Source organism: Sphingopyxis fribergensis (assembly GCF_000803645.1).
GTDB classification, from domain to species: Bacteria; Pseudomonadota; Alphaproteobacteria; order Sphingomonadales; family Sphingomonadaceae; genus Sphingopyxis; species Sphingopyxis fribergensis.
On sequence record NZ_CP009122.1, the window covers coordinates 3,735,648 to 3,751,597 of the forward strand.

Genomic DNA, 15,950 nt, shown 5'->3' on the forward strand with positions numbered 1-15,950 from the left:
AGGCGAGGGTAAATATAGGTTAAAGGTTGTTCAGCGACGCCGGAAAATGGCCGAAGCACCGTAACCGAGCACCAACGACAGCAACACTGCCGAAAGGCCATACAGAAAGCCGTGGTGCTGCGCTGCCAGCGCGACGAAGCGTTCGAAACCGGCCTTGCGGATCTGCACGTCGCGCGAGGCGACCGCGAGCACGCGGCCGCGGCTGATCAGATAGGTTTCGGCGCGGTATGTCCCGACGGGAACGCGCGCCGGCACGGGGATGCGCGCGCGATAGAGCACGCCTTCGGTAATTTCGACCGCGGCGGGATTTTCGACGAAAAGACCCGAGCGACGATAAAGGTCGGTCAGCCCCGCCTCGAAACGCTCAAGCTTCCTTGCCTCGGAGAAGCCGCTCGGCGACATCGACAGATTGGCTAGCCCGAGTTCGAAAATCGCCGCGGTCCGCTCATCGACCAGCTTGTCGATCGGACGCGACGATCCGATCGCGTAAAAGGCCGGCGACGTGCGCAGGCGGATGCTGCTGGCATTGACCCAGATGCCCGCGACGCGCCGCTTTTCGCGCAGGATGATCGGCCGCACCGGCCCCTTCAGCACCACGACGATGTCGGCGCGGTCGTCGGGTAGGCGCTGGCCGGGATAGAGTATGGCGCCGAACAGCAACAATTCCTCGCCGGTAAAGCTGTACTGGATATCGATGGCGCGGCTCGACACGTCGGGGACCAGCCGCGGGTCGGCGGCGTGCGCGGCCGCTGGCAACAGCAGCGCCGCGAGGGATAGGAGCAAGGCGCGGGGCGCGCTCATTGCACCGTGTAAATTTCTTCGGGACGGATGAAGAGGTCGACCCCCATGCGCAGTGCGACGAGCAGCACGATCGCCGCGAGCGCCATGCGCAGATATTCGGGCTTCACCTTCTGCGCGAAGCGCGCGCCGACTTGCGCCCCGATCACGCTGCCGAGCAGCAGCAGCCCCGCGAGCACGATGTCGACCGCGCCGGTGGTCAGCGCGTGAACCATCGTCGTTGCGATCGTCACGAACAATATCTGGAACAGCGACGTGCCGACGACGACCTGCGTCCCCATGCCGAGCAGATAGAGCATCGCAGGCACCATGATGAAGCCGCCGCCGACGCCGAGCAGCATCGTCAGGATGCCGCCAACCATGCCGAGGAGCAACGGCGCGAGCGGCGAAATATAGAGGCCCGAGCGATAGAAGCGCCAGCGCATCGGCAGGTTCGCGACCATCGGATGATGGCGCCGCTTGCGCGCGGGTGCGGGCAATCCCGCCTGCGCAGCGCGAAAGCTTCCCCACGCCTCGCGCCCCATGAAGCTGCCGACGATACCGAGCAGCGCGACATAAAGGATGTTGATCACCGTATCGATCTGACCCCATGCGGTGAGCAGTTCGAACAGACCGGCGCCGATCAGCGAACCGAGCAGGCCGCCCGCGACAAGCACCCAGCCCATGCGCAGGTCGACCCCGCCGCGCTCAAGATGCGCCATCACCCCCGACACGCTCGCGCCCGTCACCTGCGTCGCCGCCGACGCCGCCGCCACCGTCGGCGGGATGCCGTAAAAGATCAGGAGCGGCGTGGTCAGGAAACCGCCGCCGACCCCGAACATGCCCGACAAAAAGCCGACCCCGCCACCCAGCAGGATGATGACCAGCGCATTGACCGACAGATTGGCGACTGGGAGGTAAAGATCCATGGGCCCCGAAACTTAGGTCTGCGGCGTAAAACTGCGCCGAGTCCCGCGACCCTAGAGCATTTTTTCGAAACGGGGAATCGGCTGCGGCGGCTATTTTTACCCGCGATCAGAAGTCGCTCGCGAGGGTCAGCGCGAGACCGCTTTCGGGGCGCGCATCGCCTGCGACGCGCTGGCGCCAGTCGAGCGCGATGCGGCTGCCCAAACCGACCTCGGGCAGGCGGAGAGTCAGCCGCGGGCCGACATCGACGCGCGCCGCACCCGGCTGCACCGCCCCCGCCGCAAGCGCGCCGAGGCGGAGCGGCGACATGTCGTCGGGGCCCAAGTGGCGATCGACGACGATCGCTGCGTCGGCAAAGCCGTCGCGCCGCCGCGCGCCGACAACACCCGCTTGCGCATAAGCGTCGAGCCGGAACCCCGCGGGCAGCGCAACCTCGGATACGCCGCCGCTGGCCATGATCGCCAGCGCAGTCCGGCCTTCGTTTCCCGCCGCGATACGCTGTTCGATCGCGACATCGACCGGCAGGTGCGCAAGTGGCGCAAAGCCAAGCCCGAACGCGACCTCGCGCTGTTGTGGCCGCTCGATCGCGATCGTCGCACGGCCATAGGCGCGCGCGCGGCCGGAATCGCCAAAGCCATATCCCAGACGGAGCCCCGCCTGACTGCCACCAAGCTGGCTCGCCGCGCCGATGATTCCGGGCGCATTCCCCGACCCTTGGCGCAAATAGAGCCAGCCCGCGAGCGCCCAGCCACCCAATTGGCGCTGGATCCAGAAAGGTTCGCCCTGCCCCGGATCGGCATGCGCGGCGGGGGCGAGCGGGAACCATAGAGGGCTGCGCGCCGCGGCGGCCGACCGCGCGAGACCGTCAGGCGGCGGCAGCAGCCGCGCGAAGAGCGCGAGGCGAAGGCCGTGGCGGTCGGCGGCCAGTCCGCTGGCTTCGCCTTCGGCGGCATAGGGCGCATCCACCGACCGAGCCGCCATGGCGGTCGAGATGGACGACCGGCTTGCCAGCTCCGGCGTCGACGGGAGGGGCTGGCGAGAGGGCATGGCGGGCTTATCTTCCGGGAAGGCGTCGCTCGCCGCAAAGGGGGACGGCACCGACCACGGCGGGGCGGCGGGATCGGGCGCTGGTGGCGGCGCGAGATCCCACGACATCATGACGCGCACGACGATCCAGCCACTGACGCACAGGAGCAGGAAACGCAGCGCCGGGGCGTCGCGGCGCGCGTCGATGCGGCGCGCCATCACCGCGCCATCGCCCTGGCGAAGCCGTCATCATGTGCGCCCTCATTTTCCAGATGCTCGGTCTTGTCCCAAACGACCTCGCCCGATCGCAACATCCGCCAATAGAGGATGATCGCGCGCCGCGCGGCGAGCATCGCGATCACATTCGCCACAAAGGCGCGCGGCAGCGAAAGCAGCGCGGTACGAAGGCCGTACCAGCGCGCGGTAAAATGCCCGCGCATCGCCATGCGCCAGCACAGCATGACCGCATTGAAGGTGAGAAGCAGGCGCATGCCATCGCCGACGATGATCGCATTCCAGCCCAGCAGATGCTGCCCCGCCCAGCCCAGTGCGGTCAACAGCCCCCCGACATAGGCTGCAAGGAGAATGAGCGCAGCCAGCGGCGCGCGGCGGTCGCGCCACAGCATCCAGCGCGCGGTCCAAGCGCGGCTCGCGGAAAGGTCGGCGTCACCCTGCCGTGACCCCGGCCAGCCGAGATGATCCCATCCGGCCAACGCGATCCCGGCGATCCAGCGCGATTTCTGCCGCACCGCTTTTTCGGTGCTGCCCGGGAAGGCCCCCCGCGACACGACGCGATCGCCCGCTAGTCCGGCCGTGTCGACAAAACGCGTTCCAAGGCCGTAAGCGCCGATCACCATGCCGATCTCATAATCTTCGGTCAGGCTGTCGCAGCGAAACGGCTCGCCGCCGCGCTCGATCGCCAACAGCGCGAGAGCGGTGCGCGTCAGCGCGCAGCCGACCCCCGCCGAGGGGAGCGGCAGGCCGAGACGTGAGCGCACGACCAGTTCCTTGCCATGCGCTTCGGCAAATTCGTCGCCATAATGCCCGCCGACCCAGCGTTCGGCGCGTTTGAGCAAGGGGACGACAGGGATCTGCACCATCGCATTTTCACCGAGATAGCGGCGATAGAGCGCGAGTTCGCCCGGATGGACATGATCCTCGGCATCGTGAAGGACGATGGCGGAGAAAAGCATGCCCTCGGCGCGCTCATCCTCGCCGAGCGCCGCCCACAGCCGGTTAAGATTGTCGCCCTTCGTCGTCGGCCCCTCGCGGTTGCCGATGACAAGCCGCAGCCGTGCGTCGCGCGCGGCCAATGGCGACACGGCAAAGAGCGTCGCGGCATCATTGGGATAACAGCCGACATAGAGGCGAAAATCCTCGCCCTCCCACGCACTGAGCGTCCGCTGCAGCATCGCGGGAAGGGCTTTGGCCTCGTCCCAGGCGGGCACGAACACCGCGAAGCGCCCCTCGACCGGTGGCGCATTGGGTATTAACGATGGCCCGTGGCGGCGCGTCGCCAGCCACAAAGCATCGAACAGCAAATCGTCGAACCCGAACAGCAATATTCCGACCGATGCGAAAAGCATGAGTTCGTGGCCGGCACCCAGCACCAGCCATTCCAGCCATGCGGTCGACAGCTCCACTATGCTGGCCTCGCCCCCACCGATGACCTAATGTCATCCCCACCGAGAGTGCTAATGAAGAAGGCACATTTGTAAAGATTGGCGCCGACGGTTAGTTAACCGTCAAATCCTCTGACAAACCAAGGAAATAATCGATCCATGACCCGCAGTTTTCCGCCCCGTTCGGCATTGCGTGACTTTCTCGAGAGCGAAAGCGCAGGCGGCATGCTGCTCATTTTCGCAGCCATTTTGGCGATGATTGTCGCAAATTCGTCGCTCGGGACGATTTACCACGACGCGATCCATGCCGTGACCGGCCCGGTACTCACCGACAAGCTTGGTCCGATGACGGTCCATCTGTGGATCAACGACGGGCTGATGGCGATTTTCTTCCTGCTCGTCGGGCTCGAGATCAAGCGCGAGTTCGTCGACGGTCGGCTCGCGAGCTGGGACCGGCGGCGGCTGCCGTTCATCGCCGCGGCGGCGGGCATGGCGGTGCCGGCGGCGCTCTACATGGCCTTTGCCGGCGGCGAACCCGGACTGGCGCAGGGTTGGGCAATTCCGGCGGCGACCGATATCGCCTTTGCGATGGGGGTGCTCGCGCTGCTCGGCAAGCGTGCGCCGACGTCGCTCAAGCTGTTCCTCGTCACCGTTGCGATCGTCGACGACATGGGCGCAGTCGCGATCATCGCGCTCTTTTACACCGCCGAGATCAATATGGTCGCGCTCGGCGCTGCCGCGGCCATCCTCGGCATCATGTTCGCGTGCAATCGGGGCGGGGTGAAAAGCCTGGTCATCTACCTGATCCTGTTCGCGCTCCTCTGGTACGCGATGCTGCTCTCGGGCGTCCACGCGACGATCGCTGGCGTGCTCGCGGCGATGATGATTCCGTTCGAGCGAACGCCGGGCGCGCCCGACAGCGCGACCTCGCCGCTTCACCGGCTCGAACATGCGCTCCACCCCTGGGTCGCCTTCGCGATCGTGCCGCTGTTCGGCTTCGCCAATGCCGGCGTCGACATCGGCGGGCTGACCGCCGAACAGATTTTCGCCCCGCTGCCGCTGGGCATCGCGGCGGGGCTGTTTCTCGGCAAGCAGGTAGGCATTTTCGGCAGCGTCTGGCTGTCGGTCAAACTCGGCATCGCGGGCAAGCTGCGCGGCGCAACCTGGCTGCAAATCTATGGCGTCGCGATGCTGTGCGGCATTGGTTTCACGATGAGCCTGTTCATCGGCGGCCTTGCCTTCCCGGGCGATGCGCTCTTGGTCGAGGAAGCGAAAATCGGCATCCTCATGGGCTCGCTGGCGGCCGCACTGGTCGGTTTCGCCATATTGCGTTTCGCACCGCTCCATCCGCAACATGATGCGGTCGAACGCGCTTCGAACGGCGAGATCGCTACCGACGGCGATGTGCGTGACACCTCCGAAGCCCAAGGATAAGCCGCAGGCCATGACCAAGCTGATTTCGCTGTCGCTGATCGTTGCCGCGCCCCTGGCGGGTTGCGCCGCCACAGGGGCCAAAGACCCAGCCCCGAACGCGGCCGTCACGACGCTCGACGTGCGCCGGACCGCCGCATCGGCAAAGGCGCTCGACGAAATCGCGGCCGCCTATCTGCAGCTCAGCCTTGAAATCGGGACGCATGAGCCGGGCTATATCGACGCCTATTACGGCCCGCCCGAACTGCAAAAGGCCGCCGAAGCGGCTCCGCGCGATAAAGCCACGCTGCTCGCCGCAACGCGCGAGCTGATGGCACAGCTCGATCTAGCGGCGCGGCGCCTTCCCGATCCGCTCGAACGCCGCCGCGCCACCTTTCTGCGCGCGCAGCTCCGCGCCGCGGAGACGCGATTGCAGATGATGCAGGGTACGCGCTTCGCTTTCGCCGACGAGGCCGAGCGACTGTTCGGCGTCCGGCCGCGACTGAAACCGCTGGCAAATTACGACCTCGCGCTGAAGCAAATCGAGGCGCTCGTTCCCGGCGACGGGCCGCTGCCGGACCGCGTCGAAGCCTATCTCGACGCCTTCACCATCCCCAAGGAGCGGCTGCAAAAGACCTTCGACGCCGCGATCGCGCGCTGCCGCGGGCGCAGCATGGCGCATATTCCGATGCCCGAGGGCGAGAGCTTTCGCCTCGAATTCGTCACCGGCAAAAGCTGGAGCGGTTATAATTATTATCAGGGCGGCTATCACAGCCTGATCCAGGTCAACACCGACCTGCCGATCCGTCTGTCGCGCGCGCTCGATCTCGGGTGCCACGAGGGCTATCCCGGACACCACCTGCTCAACATGAAGCTCGAGGAGAAGCTGGTGAAGGAGCGCGGCTGGGCCGAGTTCAGCGTCTATCCGCTCTACAGCCCGCAAAGCCTGATCGCCGAGGGCAGCGCCAATTACGGCATCGACCTCGCCTTTCCCGAGAGCAGCAAGGCCGATACCGAACGCGACGTGCTGATGCCGATCGCCGAGATCGCGGTGCCGTCCGACGACCGCTACTGGGAACTGCTCGCGGCGATCAAGCGCGCGTCGGGTGCGCGGCTGACGATCGCGCAACAATATCTCGACGGGATAATCGACCGGCCGACCGCGGTCGCGCTCACCCAGAAATATCTGCTCGTCTCGCCGCAGCGCGCCGAGCAGTCGGTGAGCTTCACCGACCAGTATCGCAGCTATGTCATCAACTACGGCCTCGGCGAGACGATGGTGCGTAGCTATGTCGAGCGCGGCAAACCGAGCCGCGACGAGATGTGGCGGCGGATGGCGAAGATCGTCAGCGAACCAACCTTGCCTTCGGATCTGCTCCGCTAAATATCGACGATGATCTTGCCGAAATGCGCGTTCGACGCCTGATGGCGAAACGCGTCGGCGAGATTTTCGAGCGGGAAATGCTGGTCGAGGATCGGACGAATAGCGTTCGCCTCGACCCCCGCGATCATCGCAAGTTGCTGCGCGCGGCTGCCGACGGTCAGCCCTTGTACGCGTAGATTCTTACTCATCAGCAGCGCGGTCTTCACTGGCCCGACGATCCCCGTGAGCACCCCAATCAGCGCGACATGGCCGCCAACGCGCGTCGCAAGCATCGACTGGTCGAGCGTGCCCGCGCCGCCGATTTCGACGACGGTATCGACCCCGCGCCCGCCGGTCAGTTCAAGCGCCCTCGCGCCCCACGCGGGCTGCGCCTTGTAATTTATCAGCTCGTCGGCGCCGAGCGCTTTCAGGCGTTCGAGTTTCGCATCGGACGAGCTGGTCGCGATCACCTTCGCTCCCGCCGCCTTGGCGAATTGCAGCGCGAACACCGACACCCCGCCGCTGCCCTGCACCAGAACGATCGAGCCCGGCTGCGTCACGCCGTCGACGAACAGCGCGCGCCACGCGGTCAGGCCCGCACAGGTCAGCGTCGCGGCCTCGGCCGCCGACCAGCCTTGGGGAGCGCGGGTGAACCAATGCTGCGGCGTCACCACCACGTCGCGCGCATAGCCGTCGGTGCTGTCACCGGGCACATTGGTCAGCGCGCTCATCGACGGCGAGTCGCCGTCATCCCAATCGGGGAAGAAGAGCGACACGACGCTGTCGCCGACCTTGTAATCGGTGACGCCCTCGCCGACCGCCTCGACCGTCCCCGCGCCGTCGGACATCGGAATGCGCCCGTCGACCGTCGGAATCATCCCCGCAACGACCGCAAAATCGTGGAAATTGAGCGACGAGGCGGCCAGCCGCACACGAATCTCGCCCGGCCCCGGATCTCCGGGGTCGGGCAGATCGGCCGGTGTCAGATTGTCGAGCGAGGCGGGCGCGCGAAGCTGGACCGCCCGCATCATTCCGCCGCCATCGCCATTTCGGCCCGCTGCGGGCCGCGAATGACACCGCCCGGCGTCGGTCCCTGCATTTCGCCATCCTTGAAGGTCACGACCCCCGACTTGACCGTCGCGACATAGCCGTCGGCCCTTTGCAGCAAGCGCTTGCCGCCCGCGGGCAAGTCGAACGCCAGCCAGGGCTTGCCGAGCTTGATCGCATCCATGTCGATGACGTTGAGGTCGGCGAGATAGCCGGGCGCGAGTATGCCGCGATCCTCGAGCCCATAGAGCAATGCGGTGTCGCGGCACTGGCGTTTGACGGCGTGTTCGAGCGCGATGCGCTTGCCGGCACGGTCTCGCACCCAATGCTGGAGCATGAAGGTCGGCGAGGCGGCGTCGCAGATCGTCCCGCAATGCGCGCCGCCGTCGGACAGGCTGTTCACCGTGTCGTCGGCAGCTTGCAAATCCTCAAGGAAATTGAGGTTGCCGTCGCGGTAGTTGAGGATCGGGAAATAGATGAAGCCCTTGCCCTCATCCTTCATCAGCAGATCATAGGCATATTCGGACGGACTGACCCCGGCGGCGGTGGCGCGCGCCATGACGCTTTCGTCCATTTTCGGCTCGTAATTAAAGTCGGGGTCCATCTCGAACTGCACCGGCCAGCCGAGAGCGACGATCTTGAGGAAATCGATGATGTCGCTCTCGGGCCAGATATTTTCTTCGGCGATCATCCGCGCCTTGAACGCCGGGTCTTTGAGCTTCGCGAGTTGCTGATCCCACGGCAGGTCGATGATCTCGTTCCATGCGGGCTTGAAGCGGAAGGGGTGGACTGTCCCCTGCCACGCCATGATGATGCCGTTGCCGCGCAGCGCGATCTGCGCGACGATGTTCGCGCCGGTCGCATTCTGGCGCCGCATCTCCTCGATCTGCTCCTCGAGCGGCAGTTCCTTGGCGATCGATTGCAGCGCGGCGAAGGTCACCGGAAGCCCTGTTTCTCGGCTCAAATCGCCCATCCACTGAAACTCGTTCCACTCGCGCTTGAGATCGCTCGCCATTTCGAACACGCCATAGCCGACGCGGCCCATCGCGCGGCCGATCGCGATCAGCTCTTCGGCGGTCGCGGTGGTGCCGGGGACGAGTTCGCCGTCGATCGACTTGTGGAGCACGGTGCGGCTGGTCGAGAAGCCGAGCGCGCCGGCGCGCACGCCTTCCTCGACGATGCGCGACATTTCGGCGATATCCGCCTCGGTCGGGATCGCGCCGGGCTTCTCGCGATCGCCGAGCACATAAGCGCGCACCGCGCCGTGCGGGACGTGGCACGCGACATCGACGGTACGCGGCAGTTTTTCGAGCGCGTCCATATATTCGGGGAAGGTTTCCCAGTCCCACGACATGCCCTCTGCGAGTGCCGTGCCGGGAATATCCTCGACCCCTTCCATCAGCGAAATCAGCCATTCGTGGCGGTCGGGCTTGGCGGGCGCGAAGCCGACGCCGCAATTGCCCATCACGACGGTGGTGACGCCGTGCCAGCTCGACGGCGCCATTTCGGCGTCCCATGTCGCCTGGCCATCATAGTGGGTGTGGACGTCCACGAAGCCGGGGGTCACGATCTTGCCGCTAGCGTCGATTTCTTTGCGGCCTGTGCCCAGATTTTCGCCGACCGAGACGATCCGGTCGCCATCGATCGCGACATCCGCGACAAAGGGCGCTCCGCCCGAACCATCGACGACGGTGCCGCCGCGAATCACCAGATCATGCATGTCCGCTCTCCCAAGCTTTTTGGCCAGATTTTTTAGTTTCACGTCGAAACCTATCACCAAAATCGCGAGATGCAAATAAACGCACGGTGGCTGCGGCGAGGCGCTATGGTGGCGGGACAAAATCATTGGGAGTCGATGCCATGATCCGCCCGCTTACCCTCGCCCTCCTCCTTGCCGTTTCGGCGGCTCCACTCGCCGCCAAGGAAGCCGCCGTCCCAAGCTACAAGACCGCGCTCGCCGATCCCGCGCGGCCCGCAGCCGACCGCGAACGCGACGCGGCGCGCAAACCCGCCGAGTTGCTCGCCTTTGCCCAGATCAAGCCGGGGCAGAAGGTCGGCGATTTCGTCATGGGCGGGGGTTACGTCACCCGCCTTCTGGCTGCCGCGGTCGGCCCGTCGGGCAAGGTCTATGGTTTCCAGCCCGCCGAGTTCATCGCGTTCAAGAAACAATATGGCGACGATCAGGCCGCCGTCGACGCCGCCTATGTCAATGTCGACGCCGTCGCCGGCCCCTTCGCGGCGCCCGCCTTCCCCGAGCCGCTCGACACGATCATCACGGTGCAAAATTTCCACGACCTCTATTTGAAACCCTTCCCAGCGGGGACCGGCGACAAGGCGAGCGCGGCGCTATTCGCTGCGTTGAAGCCGGGTGGCACTTTGGTCGTCGTCGATCATAGCGCCGCTGATGGAACCGGCACGACCCTGTCGGACAGCCTGCACCGCATCGACAAGGCAGCGGTGGTTGCGGCGCTGACCAAGGCAGGGTTCAAACTTGAAGCCGAAAACGATCTTTACAAACGCCCCGACGACCCGCGCACGACGAACGTCTTCGACCCCGCAATTCGCGGCAAGACCGACCAGTTCACCCTGCGCTTCCGCAAACCGAGTTAGGACCAGCATGGCCGACGATGATTATGTCTATGACGAGGCGACGGGCGAATGGATGGCAGCGGGCGACATCGCCGCGCGCGACGCTGCCGATGCCGCCGGGCCCGAAGTCCGCGACGCCGTTGGCAATCTGCTCGCCGACGGCGACTCGGTCGTGCTGGTCAAGGATTTGAACGTGAAGGGTGCCGGGCAGACGCTGAAGGTCGGCACGGTGATCAAGTCGATCCGACTGACCGGCGACGATCAGGAAATCGACTGCCGGTTTGAGGGGATCAAGGGGCTGGTGTTAAGGGCGGAGTTTGTAAGGAAGCGGTGATCCTCCCTGTCGCGAAGCGATGGGGAGGTGGCAGCGCGAAGCGCTGACGGAGGGGCGATGGCGCGACGTTGCGGCCCCTCCACCACCCTTCGGGCGGTCCCCCTTCCTATGCCTTCGGCGCAGGGAGGATTCTGGATATTATCCCAACGTCCCCTTCCTCGGCCCGAGATAGCCGAACAGATACGCCCCCACCTTGCGCATCTGGATTTCCTCGGCCCCCTCGGTGATCCGATACCGCCGGTGGTGGCGATAGATATGTTCGAACGGCTTGTGCCGCGAATAACCGATGCCGCCATGGACCTGCATAGCGCGATCGGCGGCTTCGCAGACGAGCCGGTTCGCCCAGTAATTGCACATGCTCACCTTGTCGGAGAGGGTGCGCTCGACCTCCTTGTGGGGGGTATTGTCCATGTCCCACGCGGTCTTGTGGATCAGCAGCCGCAGCATTTCCGCCTGCGTTGCGAGCTCTACCAGCGGGAACTGGATCGCCTGATTCTTCGCCAGCGCCTCGCCGAACGGCTTGCGCTGCCGCGCATATTTGACGCTCTCCTCGATACAGAAGACCGCGGCGCCAAGTGACGACGCCGCCTGCCGGATGCGGTTCTGGTGGACGAAGCTCTGCGCGATCGACAAGCCGCCGCCCTCGGGCCCCAGCCGCGCATCGTCGGGCACCCACACATCGGTAAAGGTCATGCGCGGATGGTCGGTCGGCATGTTGAACGTCCACATATATTCGTCGACCGTCATCCCCGGCGTCCCCGTCGGCACGAGCAGACAGGTGATGCCCTTCGCATCGCCATCGGCGCCGCTGGTGCGGCAGAAGGTCGCGCAGTGGGTCGCGACATGCATGCCGGTGATCCACATCTTGCGCCCGTTGATCAGCCAGCCCTCGATGCCGCCCCGCGTCTCACGCACCGCGCGCGTTTCCATATGCGTCGCGTCGCTGCCGTGGTCGGGCTCGGTCAGGCCGAACGCCGTGCGCCGCTTGCCCTCGAACCCGCCGAGAATGAACTCCTGCTTCTGTTCATCGCTGGTGCCAAACTGCTCGAACATTTCGACGAACGGGAAGTTTCCGACGATGCTATGTTCGTTCTGCAGGTCGTTGTGGAGCCCCAGCCCTTTCGCGGCGAAATGCTCGCGGATCACCGCCATCCACAGGTTAGATCCATCCTTGCCGCCATATTTCTTCGGCGCCGAAAAGCGCCAATGCCCCGCGGCGTCGGCCTTGCGCGTCGCCTGCTTCAGCAGCTCTTCCCAATCGTGGCGCGGTAGCCCCTGATTGTCCCAGTCGGTGCGGCTATGCTCGCGGCGATGGTCGAAGAAGCGGATATTGTCGTCCGCCAGCTCGAGCGGCTTGATCTCGGCTTCGATAAACGCGTCGAGCTCGTCCAGATACGCCTGCAAGTCGGCGGGCATCGCAAAATCCATGTCTCTCTCCCTTTTGTCTTTATCCGCGCCAGTCGGCGCGCGCCGCGGCGAGCGCGGCATATTTGGGGCTGTCGACCGCGCATTTATCGAGCACATCGCGGCGCAGCCTTGCGAGCAGGCCCGGTTCGGCGAGTGTCGTCGTGCCGGCGAGCAGCGCGGCGGCCAGTTCCATATCCTCGGCGCGCACGCCCGCATCGAGATCGCGCAGCACGATGCCGAGCGCGTTCATTGCGACCACCGCCTCGAACTTGGCGTGCCCTTGCGATGCGGGCTTGATCGCGCCCTCGATCCAGTCGCGGACCGCCTGTACGATCTCGCGGTTGGTCGGCTCGCCGGCGGGTTCGGCAGAGGCCGACGTCGCGGGCGGCAGCGGCCGTGCGCGCTCGCCTTCGGGCGCGCCGGTTTCGAGCAGCAACAACAGGTCGAGTTCCTGTTCGGCCGTGCGCCGGCCGATGACGACACGCTCGACGGTCGGATCAGCGCCGCTCCGCCACATCTGCCCCATCTGCAAACAGCCGAGCGCCCACCACAAGGTCCGGTAGACGAGCCAGAAATGGAAGCGCGCCCGGTCGACCTTCACCCCGCCTGCGGCCTCATAAGCGGCAAAATAATCCTCAAGACCGCCCACCCCGAACACCGGCTGGTCGATCCGGCCAAAGCGCCACACCGTCATACAGCCGAACGCCAGATCCTCATGCGCGTCGCCGCGATGCGCGAGTTCCCAGTCGAGCACCGCGGCCAGGCCGTCGCTATCGACCATGACATTGCCCATCCGGTAATCGCCATGGACGAGCACCGGTTCGGCGGGCGGAGGCAAATGATCCTCGCACCACCGGATCGCCAGCGCGACTAGCGGCCGGTCGCCGCCATAAGAGAGGAAGCGCGCTTTCAGCTCGGCAAGGGCATCGACCGTATTCATCAATGGGATCGCATCGGGGATCGCAGCCGCCGGTATCGCATGGATGCGTGCCAGTTCCCGGCCCAAGTCGGCCAGCAGCGACGGCGGCGGATCGGCGAGTATCTTCGCGGGGTTCACCTCGGCGATCACGCGGCGCATCACATAGCCGGTGCCCATGCCGTCGCCCTCGGTCAGTACGCCCACGACCTCGGGCGCCTTCACCCCTGCGGCATGCGCCGCCATCACCAGCGCCGCCTCATCGGCATGACCATAGGGGCGGTCCGCCATATATTCCGCCGACGGCGCGCGGCGCAGCACATAGGCTTGCTCGCCCCAGTCAAACGCCCAGCTTTCCATATTCGCCCCGCCCGACAGGCGGGCGAGCCCGCCCAGGCCGCCATTCCCGGCGATGCGCGTCATGAAGGTCGAAAGCAGCGTAGCGAGGTCGATCATTACTTAATGATGCTAAGGATTTTTGACGGCCGCAAGCCGTAATCGCATCGGGGACCGCGCAATTGCAGGAAATGCCAAAACCGGGACAACCACGGGGCCGCGATCACCGTTGCCGGCGATCAGTCGATGGCGCCATAAGAGGCATAATCCTCGACATGCGCGTTCGGGCGGCGAAAACTGGTGAAGCTCATGCTCGCCGACAGGTCGAGCGCCTCGACCTGATGCCACCAGCCGACGGGCAGGAAGATGGCTTCGCCGGGGCCGATCACCGTTTCGAGGATCGGCGGCGTGTCGGCGTCGCCGGGGCCGGCGGGCAGCGCCTCATTCGCCCAGTCGGAGAAACAATGGCGACTGTTCTTCATGCGGTCGAACGCCCACGGCGGCGCCATCCGCACGCGCTTGCGCCCCACGACCTGCACCAGCAGATTGTTGGTGAGGTCATGATGCCAGGGGGTCAGCGTTCCCCTTGGCCCCAGCCAGAAAAAACCGTCGCGCCGCCGGGTGTCGTCGAGGATCGCGATCGGCGCCATATCGTCCCACAGCGGCGCCAGCGCCGCCGCGTTGGTGCCGCTGTTGTAGGCGGTTAGGTAGATGTCGTTGCTCGCCTCGTCCTTCCGCAGCCAGTCGATCAGTTCGGCGAATCGGACGAGGCGGCGGTGATCGTCCTTGGCGAGTTCGTAGTCGGGGCTGCGCTCGCGCTCGACCTGCGCCTCGACGAGGGCATCGCCGGCCATCGCAGCGAAATGGTCGAGCGACCAGCGCGTCAGCGCGGGCCAATAGTCGATGATGCCGGTCAGCTTTGCGGGCCGGTTCACGTCATAATGATGGCGATAGAAGGAAGCCGGCTCGGGATCGGTCAGCGTATCGAGCGCGAAACCGCCCTCGGCCTCGCGCGCGAGCCGCTGCTGGTTGGCGAGCAGCCACCCCTGCTTCGCCATCCGCGCCGCCTGCCGCCGCAGCATCGCCGCCACCGGATCCTTCGCCAGCCGGTCGACCTCATATTTGGCGGCGGCCGCCGAGATCCCCGCACCAACGAGCCGCGCGTGCAGCGTGCTATCGTCGTCGCCGGCCGCGAGGCCTTCGGCGAGCAAGGCGCGTTTATCGGACTGGGACATGGCGGCACTCCTGAACGATGGTCCCGGCTAGCGGATTTTTGCGATGCTGCTCAAGCGCCAGGCTATGACAAGTCGATGACATGCGCTTGACGATTTTGTCCGGCTGTCGGAAACCGCAGCCATGCATCGAATAGCATCCTTCGCCTTCGCCGCGACCATCACCTCGTGTTTTTCAGGCGGTGCGGCGCATGCTGCAGACCCACGGATCCTGGCGCCCTCGACGCCGTGGAAAGTTGATTATGCCGAGGAAGAATGCCGTCTCCTGCGCACCTTCGGCACCGGTGAGGATGCCGTCACCATGCGGCTGGCACGCGGTTCGGGACTGCAAAGTTTCGACATGGTCATCGCCGGAAACAGCATCCCGCGGCTCGGTGGTGGGGTAAAGGTGACGATGACGCTCGAACCGCAAGGGACCGAAAGCGAATTCGAAGGTTATTCGATGGCGGTGCCCGACCGACCGGAGAATTTCATACGCTGGTTTGATGGTGACCCCCGGATTCTCGACGGCGTGACAAACAAGCAGCAGGTTCGGCTGTTGGCCGACGCGAAACTCGACGTCGCGATGCTCTGGTCCGACGGCAAAGCGGCGCTCAAGGCGTTGCAGACGTGCCACGAAGACCTGCTTAAAGGCTGGGGTGTTGATATTGCTGCCATTCACGCCGCAAAAGTGGGTCCGGAGCCTCTTGGATCCCCCGGACGGTGGGTCACCAACAATGATTATCCGCAGCGGGAAATGCAGCAAGAAATCGAAGGCAATGTGACGTTCCAGTTGAAGGTCGACGCCAAGGGAGCCGTCGAAAATTGCGTGACCCTGCGCAGCAGCAACGTGGCCACGCTTGATCGACTGACATGCAAACTGATGGTGCAACGGGCGAGGTTCACACCGGCCCTCGATGCCAGCGATCGACCAATAGCAAGCCTCTATATCAACCGGGTTCGCTGGCAAATCCCCCGCTAAACC

General features: G+C 65.2%; 14 protein-coding genes. 5 read left to right on the forward strand and 9 right to left on the reverse strand.

The features are described from left to right. Positions 1–30: 30 nt before the first annotated feature. From SKP52_RS17435 to SKP52_RS17450, 4 genes are all read right to left on the reverse strand, one after another. Positions 31–801: a TIGR02186 family protein gene (locus tag SKP52_RS17435; protein WP_039576873.1), complete on the reverse strand. Its 771-nt coding sequence runs from the start codon at positions 799–801 to the stop codon at positions 31–33. Continuing rightward, the gene (locus SKP52_RS17440) at positions 798–1,706 is read right to left on the reverse strand and encodes a sulfite exporter TauE/SafE family protein (protein ID WP_039576876.1); all 909 of its coding nucleotides are present in this window, start codon (positions 1,704–1,706) and stop codon (positions 798–800) included. Before SKP52_RS17440 ends, SKP52_RS17435 begins: the two co-directional genes overlap by 4 nt. A 106-nt stretch (positions 1,707–1,812) precedes the next feature. Beyond that, positions 1,813–2,952, reverse strand: coding sequence for a hypothetical protein (locus SKP52_RS24740; RefSeq protein WP_148309180.1), 1,140 nt, complete (start codon positions 2,950–2,952; stop codon positions 1,813–1,815). Further along, positions 2,949–4,373 carry a glycosyl transferase family protein gene (locus SKP52_RS17450; RefSeq protein ID WP_052208480.1) on the reverse strand — a complete coding sequence of 475 codons (1,425 nt, stop codon included), beginning with the start codon at positions 4,371–4,373 and terminating at the stop codon, positions 2,949–2,951. The genes SKP52_RS24740 and SKP52_RS17450 overlap by 4 nt, the downstream gene beginning before the upstream one ends. A gap of 138 nt (positions 4,374–4,511) precedes the next feature. Between SKP52_RS17450 and nhaA the strand changes: the two genes are divergently transcribed. Then, positions 4,512–5,786 carry a Na+/H+ antiporter NhaA gene (nhaA, locus tag SKP52_RS17455; protein WP_039576878.1) on the forward strand — a complete coding sequence of 425 codons (1,275 nt, stop codon included), beginning with the start codon at positions 4,512–4,514 and terminating at the stop codon, positions 5,784–5,786. Positions 5,787–5,796: 10 nt separating this feature from the next. Further along, positions 5,797–7,146, forward strand: coding sequence for a hypothetical protein (locus SKP52_RS17460; protein WP_039576881.1), 1,350 nt, complete (start codon positions 5,797–5,799; stop codon positions 7,144–7,146). Here the strand turns inward: SKP52_RS17460 and SKP52_RS17465 are convergent. Together SKP52_RS17465 and SKP52_RS17470 are read right to left on the reverse strand one after the other, a co-directional pair. Continuing rightward, complete coding sequence (locus SKP52_RS17465; RefSeq protein WP_039581513.1) at positions 7,143–8,153, reverse strand: zinc-dependent alcohol dehydrogenase family protein; 1,011 nt, start codon at positions 8,151–8,153, stop codon at positions 7,143–7,145. The two genes, SKP52_RS17460 and SKP52_RS17465, sit on opposite strands and share 4 nt — an antisense overlap. Beyond that, positions 8,153–9,892 carry an N-acyl-D-amino-acid deacylase family protein gene (locus tag SKP52_RS17470; RefSeq protein ID WP_039576883.1) on the reverse strand — a complete coding sequence of 580 codons (1,740 nt, stop codon included), beginning with the start codon at positions 9,890–9,892 and terminating at the stop codon, positions 8,153–8,155. The genes SKP52_RS17465 and SKP52_RS17470 overlap by 1 nt, the downstream gene beginning before the upstream one ends. Before the next feature lie 140 nt (positions 9,893–10,032). On the opposite strand from SKP52_RS17470, the gene SKP52_RS17475 reads away from it, so the two are divergent. Continuing rightward, complete coding sequence (locus tag SKP52_RS17475) at positions 10,033–10,782, forward strand: class I SAM-dependent methyltransferase (RefSeq protein WP_039576886.1); 750 nt, start codon at positions 10,033–10,035, stop codon at positions 10,780–10,782. A 7-nt stretch (positions 10,783–10,789) separates the two neighbouring features. Further along, positions 10,790–11,095 carry an alkylphosphonate utilization protein gene (locus SKP52_RS17480; protein WP_039576888.1) on the forward strand — a complete coding sequence of 102 codons (306 nt, stop codon included), beginning with the start codon at positions 10,790–10,792 and terminating at the stop codon, positions 11,093–11,095. A 138-nt stretch (positions 11,096–11,233) separates the two neighbouring features. Here the strand turns inward: SKP52_RS17480 and SKP52_RS17485 are convergent, their stop codons facing one another. From SKP52_RS17485 to SKP52_RS17495, 3 genes are all read right to left on the reverse strand, one after another. Further along, positions 11,234–12,523, reverse strand: coding sequence for an acyl-CoA dehydrogenase family protein (locus tag SKP52_RS17485; RefSeq protein ID WP_039581517.1), 1,290 nt, complete (start codon positions 12,521–12,523; stop codon positions 11,234–11,236). A gap of 19 nt (positions 12,524–12,542) precedes the next feature. Then, a complete protein-coding gene (locus SKP52_RS17490) occupies positions 12,543–13,874 on the reverse strand; it encodes a phosphotransferase family protein (RefSeq protein ID WP_052208482.1) in 1,332 nt (443 codons plus the stop codon). Between the two features lie 119 nt (positions 13,875–13,993). After that, the gene (locus tag SKP52_RS17495) at positions 13,994–14,989 is read right to left on the reverse strand and encodes a cupin-like domain-containing protein (protein ID WP_039576892.1); all 996 of its coding nucleotides are present in this window, start codon (positions 14,987–14,989) and stop codon (positions 13,994–13,996) included. A gap of 121 nt (positions 14,990–15,110) precedes the next feature. Between SKP52_RS17495 and SKP52_RS24745 the strand changes: the two genes are divergently transcribed. After that, on the forward strand, positions 15,111–15,947 hold the full coding sequence (locus SKP52_RS24745) for an energy transducer TonB (RefSeq protein WP_052208484.1): 837 nt from the start codon (positions 15,111–15,113) through the stop codon (positions 15,945–15,947). Positions 15,948–15,950: the final 3 nt, after the last annotated feature.

What these genes read in the sequence shown, in the direction of transcription:
- SKP52_RS17475 (WP_039576886.1), top strand. Translation starts at nt 10,033, where the DNA reads ATGATCCGCCCGCTTACCCTCGCCCTCCTCCTTGCCGTTTCGGCGGCT.
- SKP52_RS17440 (WP_039576876.1), bottom strand. Translation starts at nt 1,706, where the DNA reads ATGGATCTTTACCTCCCAGTCGCCAATCTGTCGGTCAATGCGCTGGTC.
- SKP52_RS24745 (WP_052208484.1), top strand. Translation starts at nt 15,111, where the DNA reads ATGCATCGAATAGCATCCTTCGCCTTCGCCGCGACCATCACCTCGTGT.
- SKP52_RS17490 (WP_052208482.1), bottom strand. Translation starts at nt 13,874, where the DNA reads ATGATCGACCTCGCTACGCTGCTTTCGACCTTCATGACGCGCATCGCC.
- SKP52_RS17470 (WP_039576883.1), bottom strand. Translation starts at nt 9,892, where the DNA reads ATGCATGATCTGGTGATTCGCGGCGGCACCGTCGTCGATGGTTCGGGC.
- SKP52_RS17460 (WP_039576881.1), top strand. Translation starts at nt 5,797, where the DNA reads ATGACCAAGCTGATTTCGCTGTCGCTGATCGTTGCCGCGCCCCTGGCG.
- SKP52_RS17495 (WP_039576892.1), bottom strand. Translation starts at nt 14,989, where the DNA reads ATGTCCCAGTCCGATAAACGCGCCTTGCTCGCCGAAGGCCTCGCGGCC.
- SKP52_RS17435 (WP_039576873.1), bottom strand. Translation starts at nt 801, where the DNA reads ATGAGCGCGCCCCGCGCCTTGCTCCTATCCCTCGCGGCGCTGCTGTTG.
- nhaA (WP_039576878.1), top strand. Translation starts at nt 4,512, where the DNA reads ATGACCCGCAGTTTTCCGCCCCGTTCGGCATTGCGTGACTTTCTCGAG.
- SKP52_RS17480 (WP_039576888.1), top strand. Translation starts at nt 10,790, where the DNA reads ATGGCCGACGATGATTATGTCTATGACGAGGCGACGGGCGAATGGATG.
- SKP52_RS17485 (WP_039581517.1), bottom strand. Translation starts at nt 12,523, where the DNA reads ATGGATTTTGCGATGCCCGCCGACTTGCAGGCGTATCTGGACGAGCTC.
- SKP52_RS17465 (WP_039581513.1), bottom strand. Translation starts at nt 8,153, where the DNA reads ATGCGGGCGGTCCAGCTTCGCGCGCCCGCCTCGCTCGACAATCTGACA.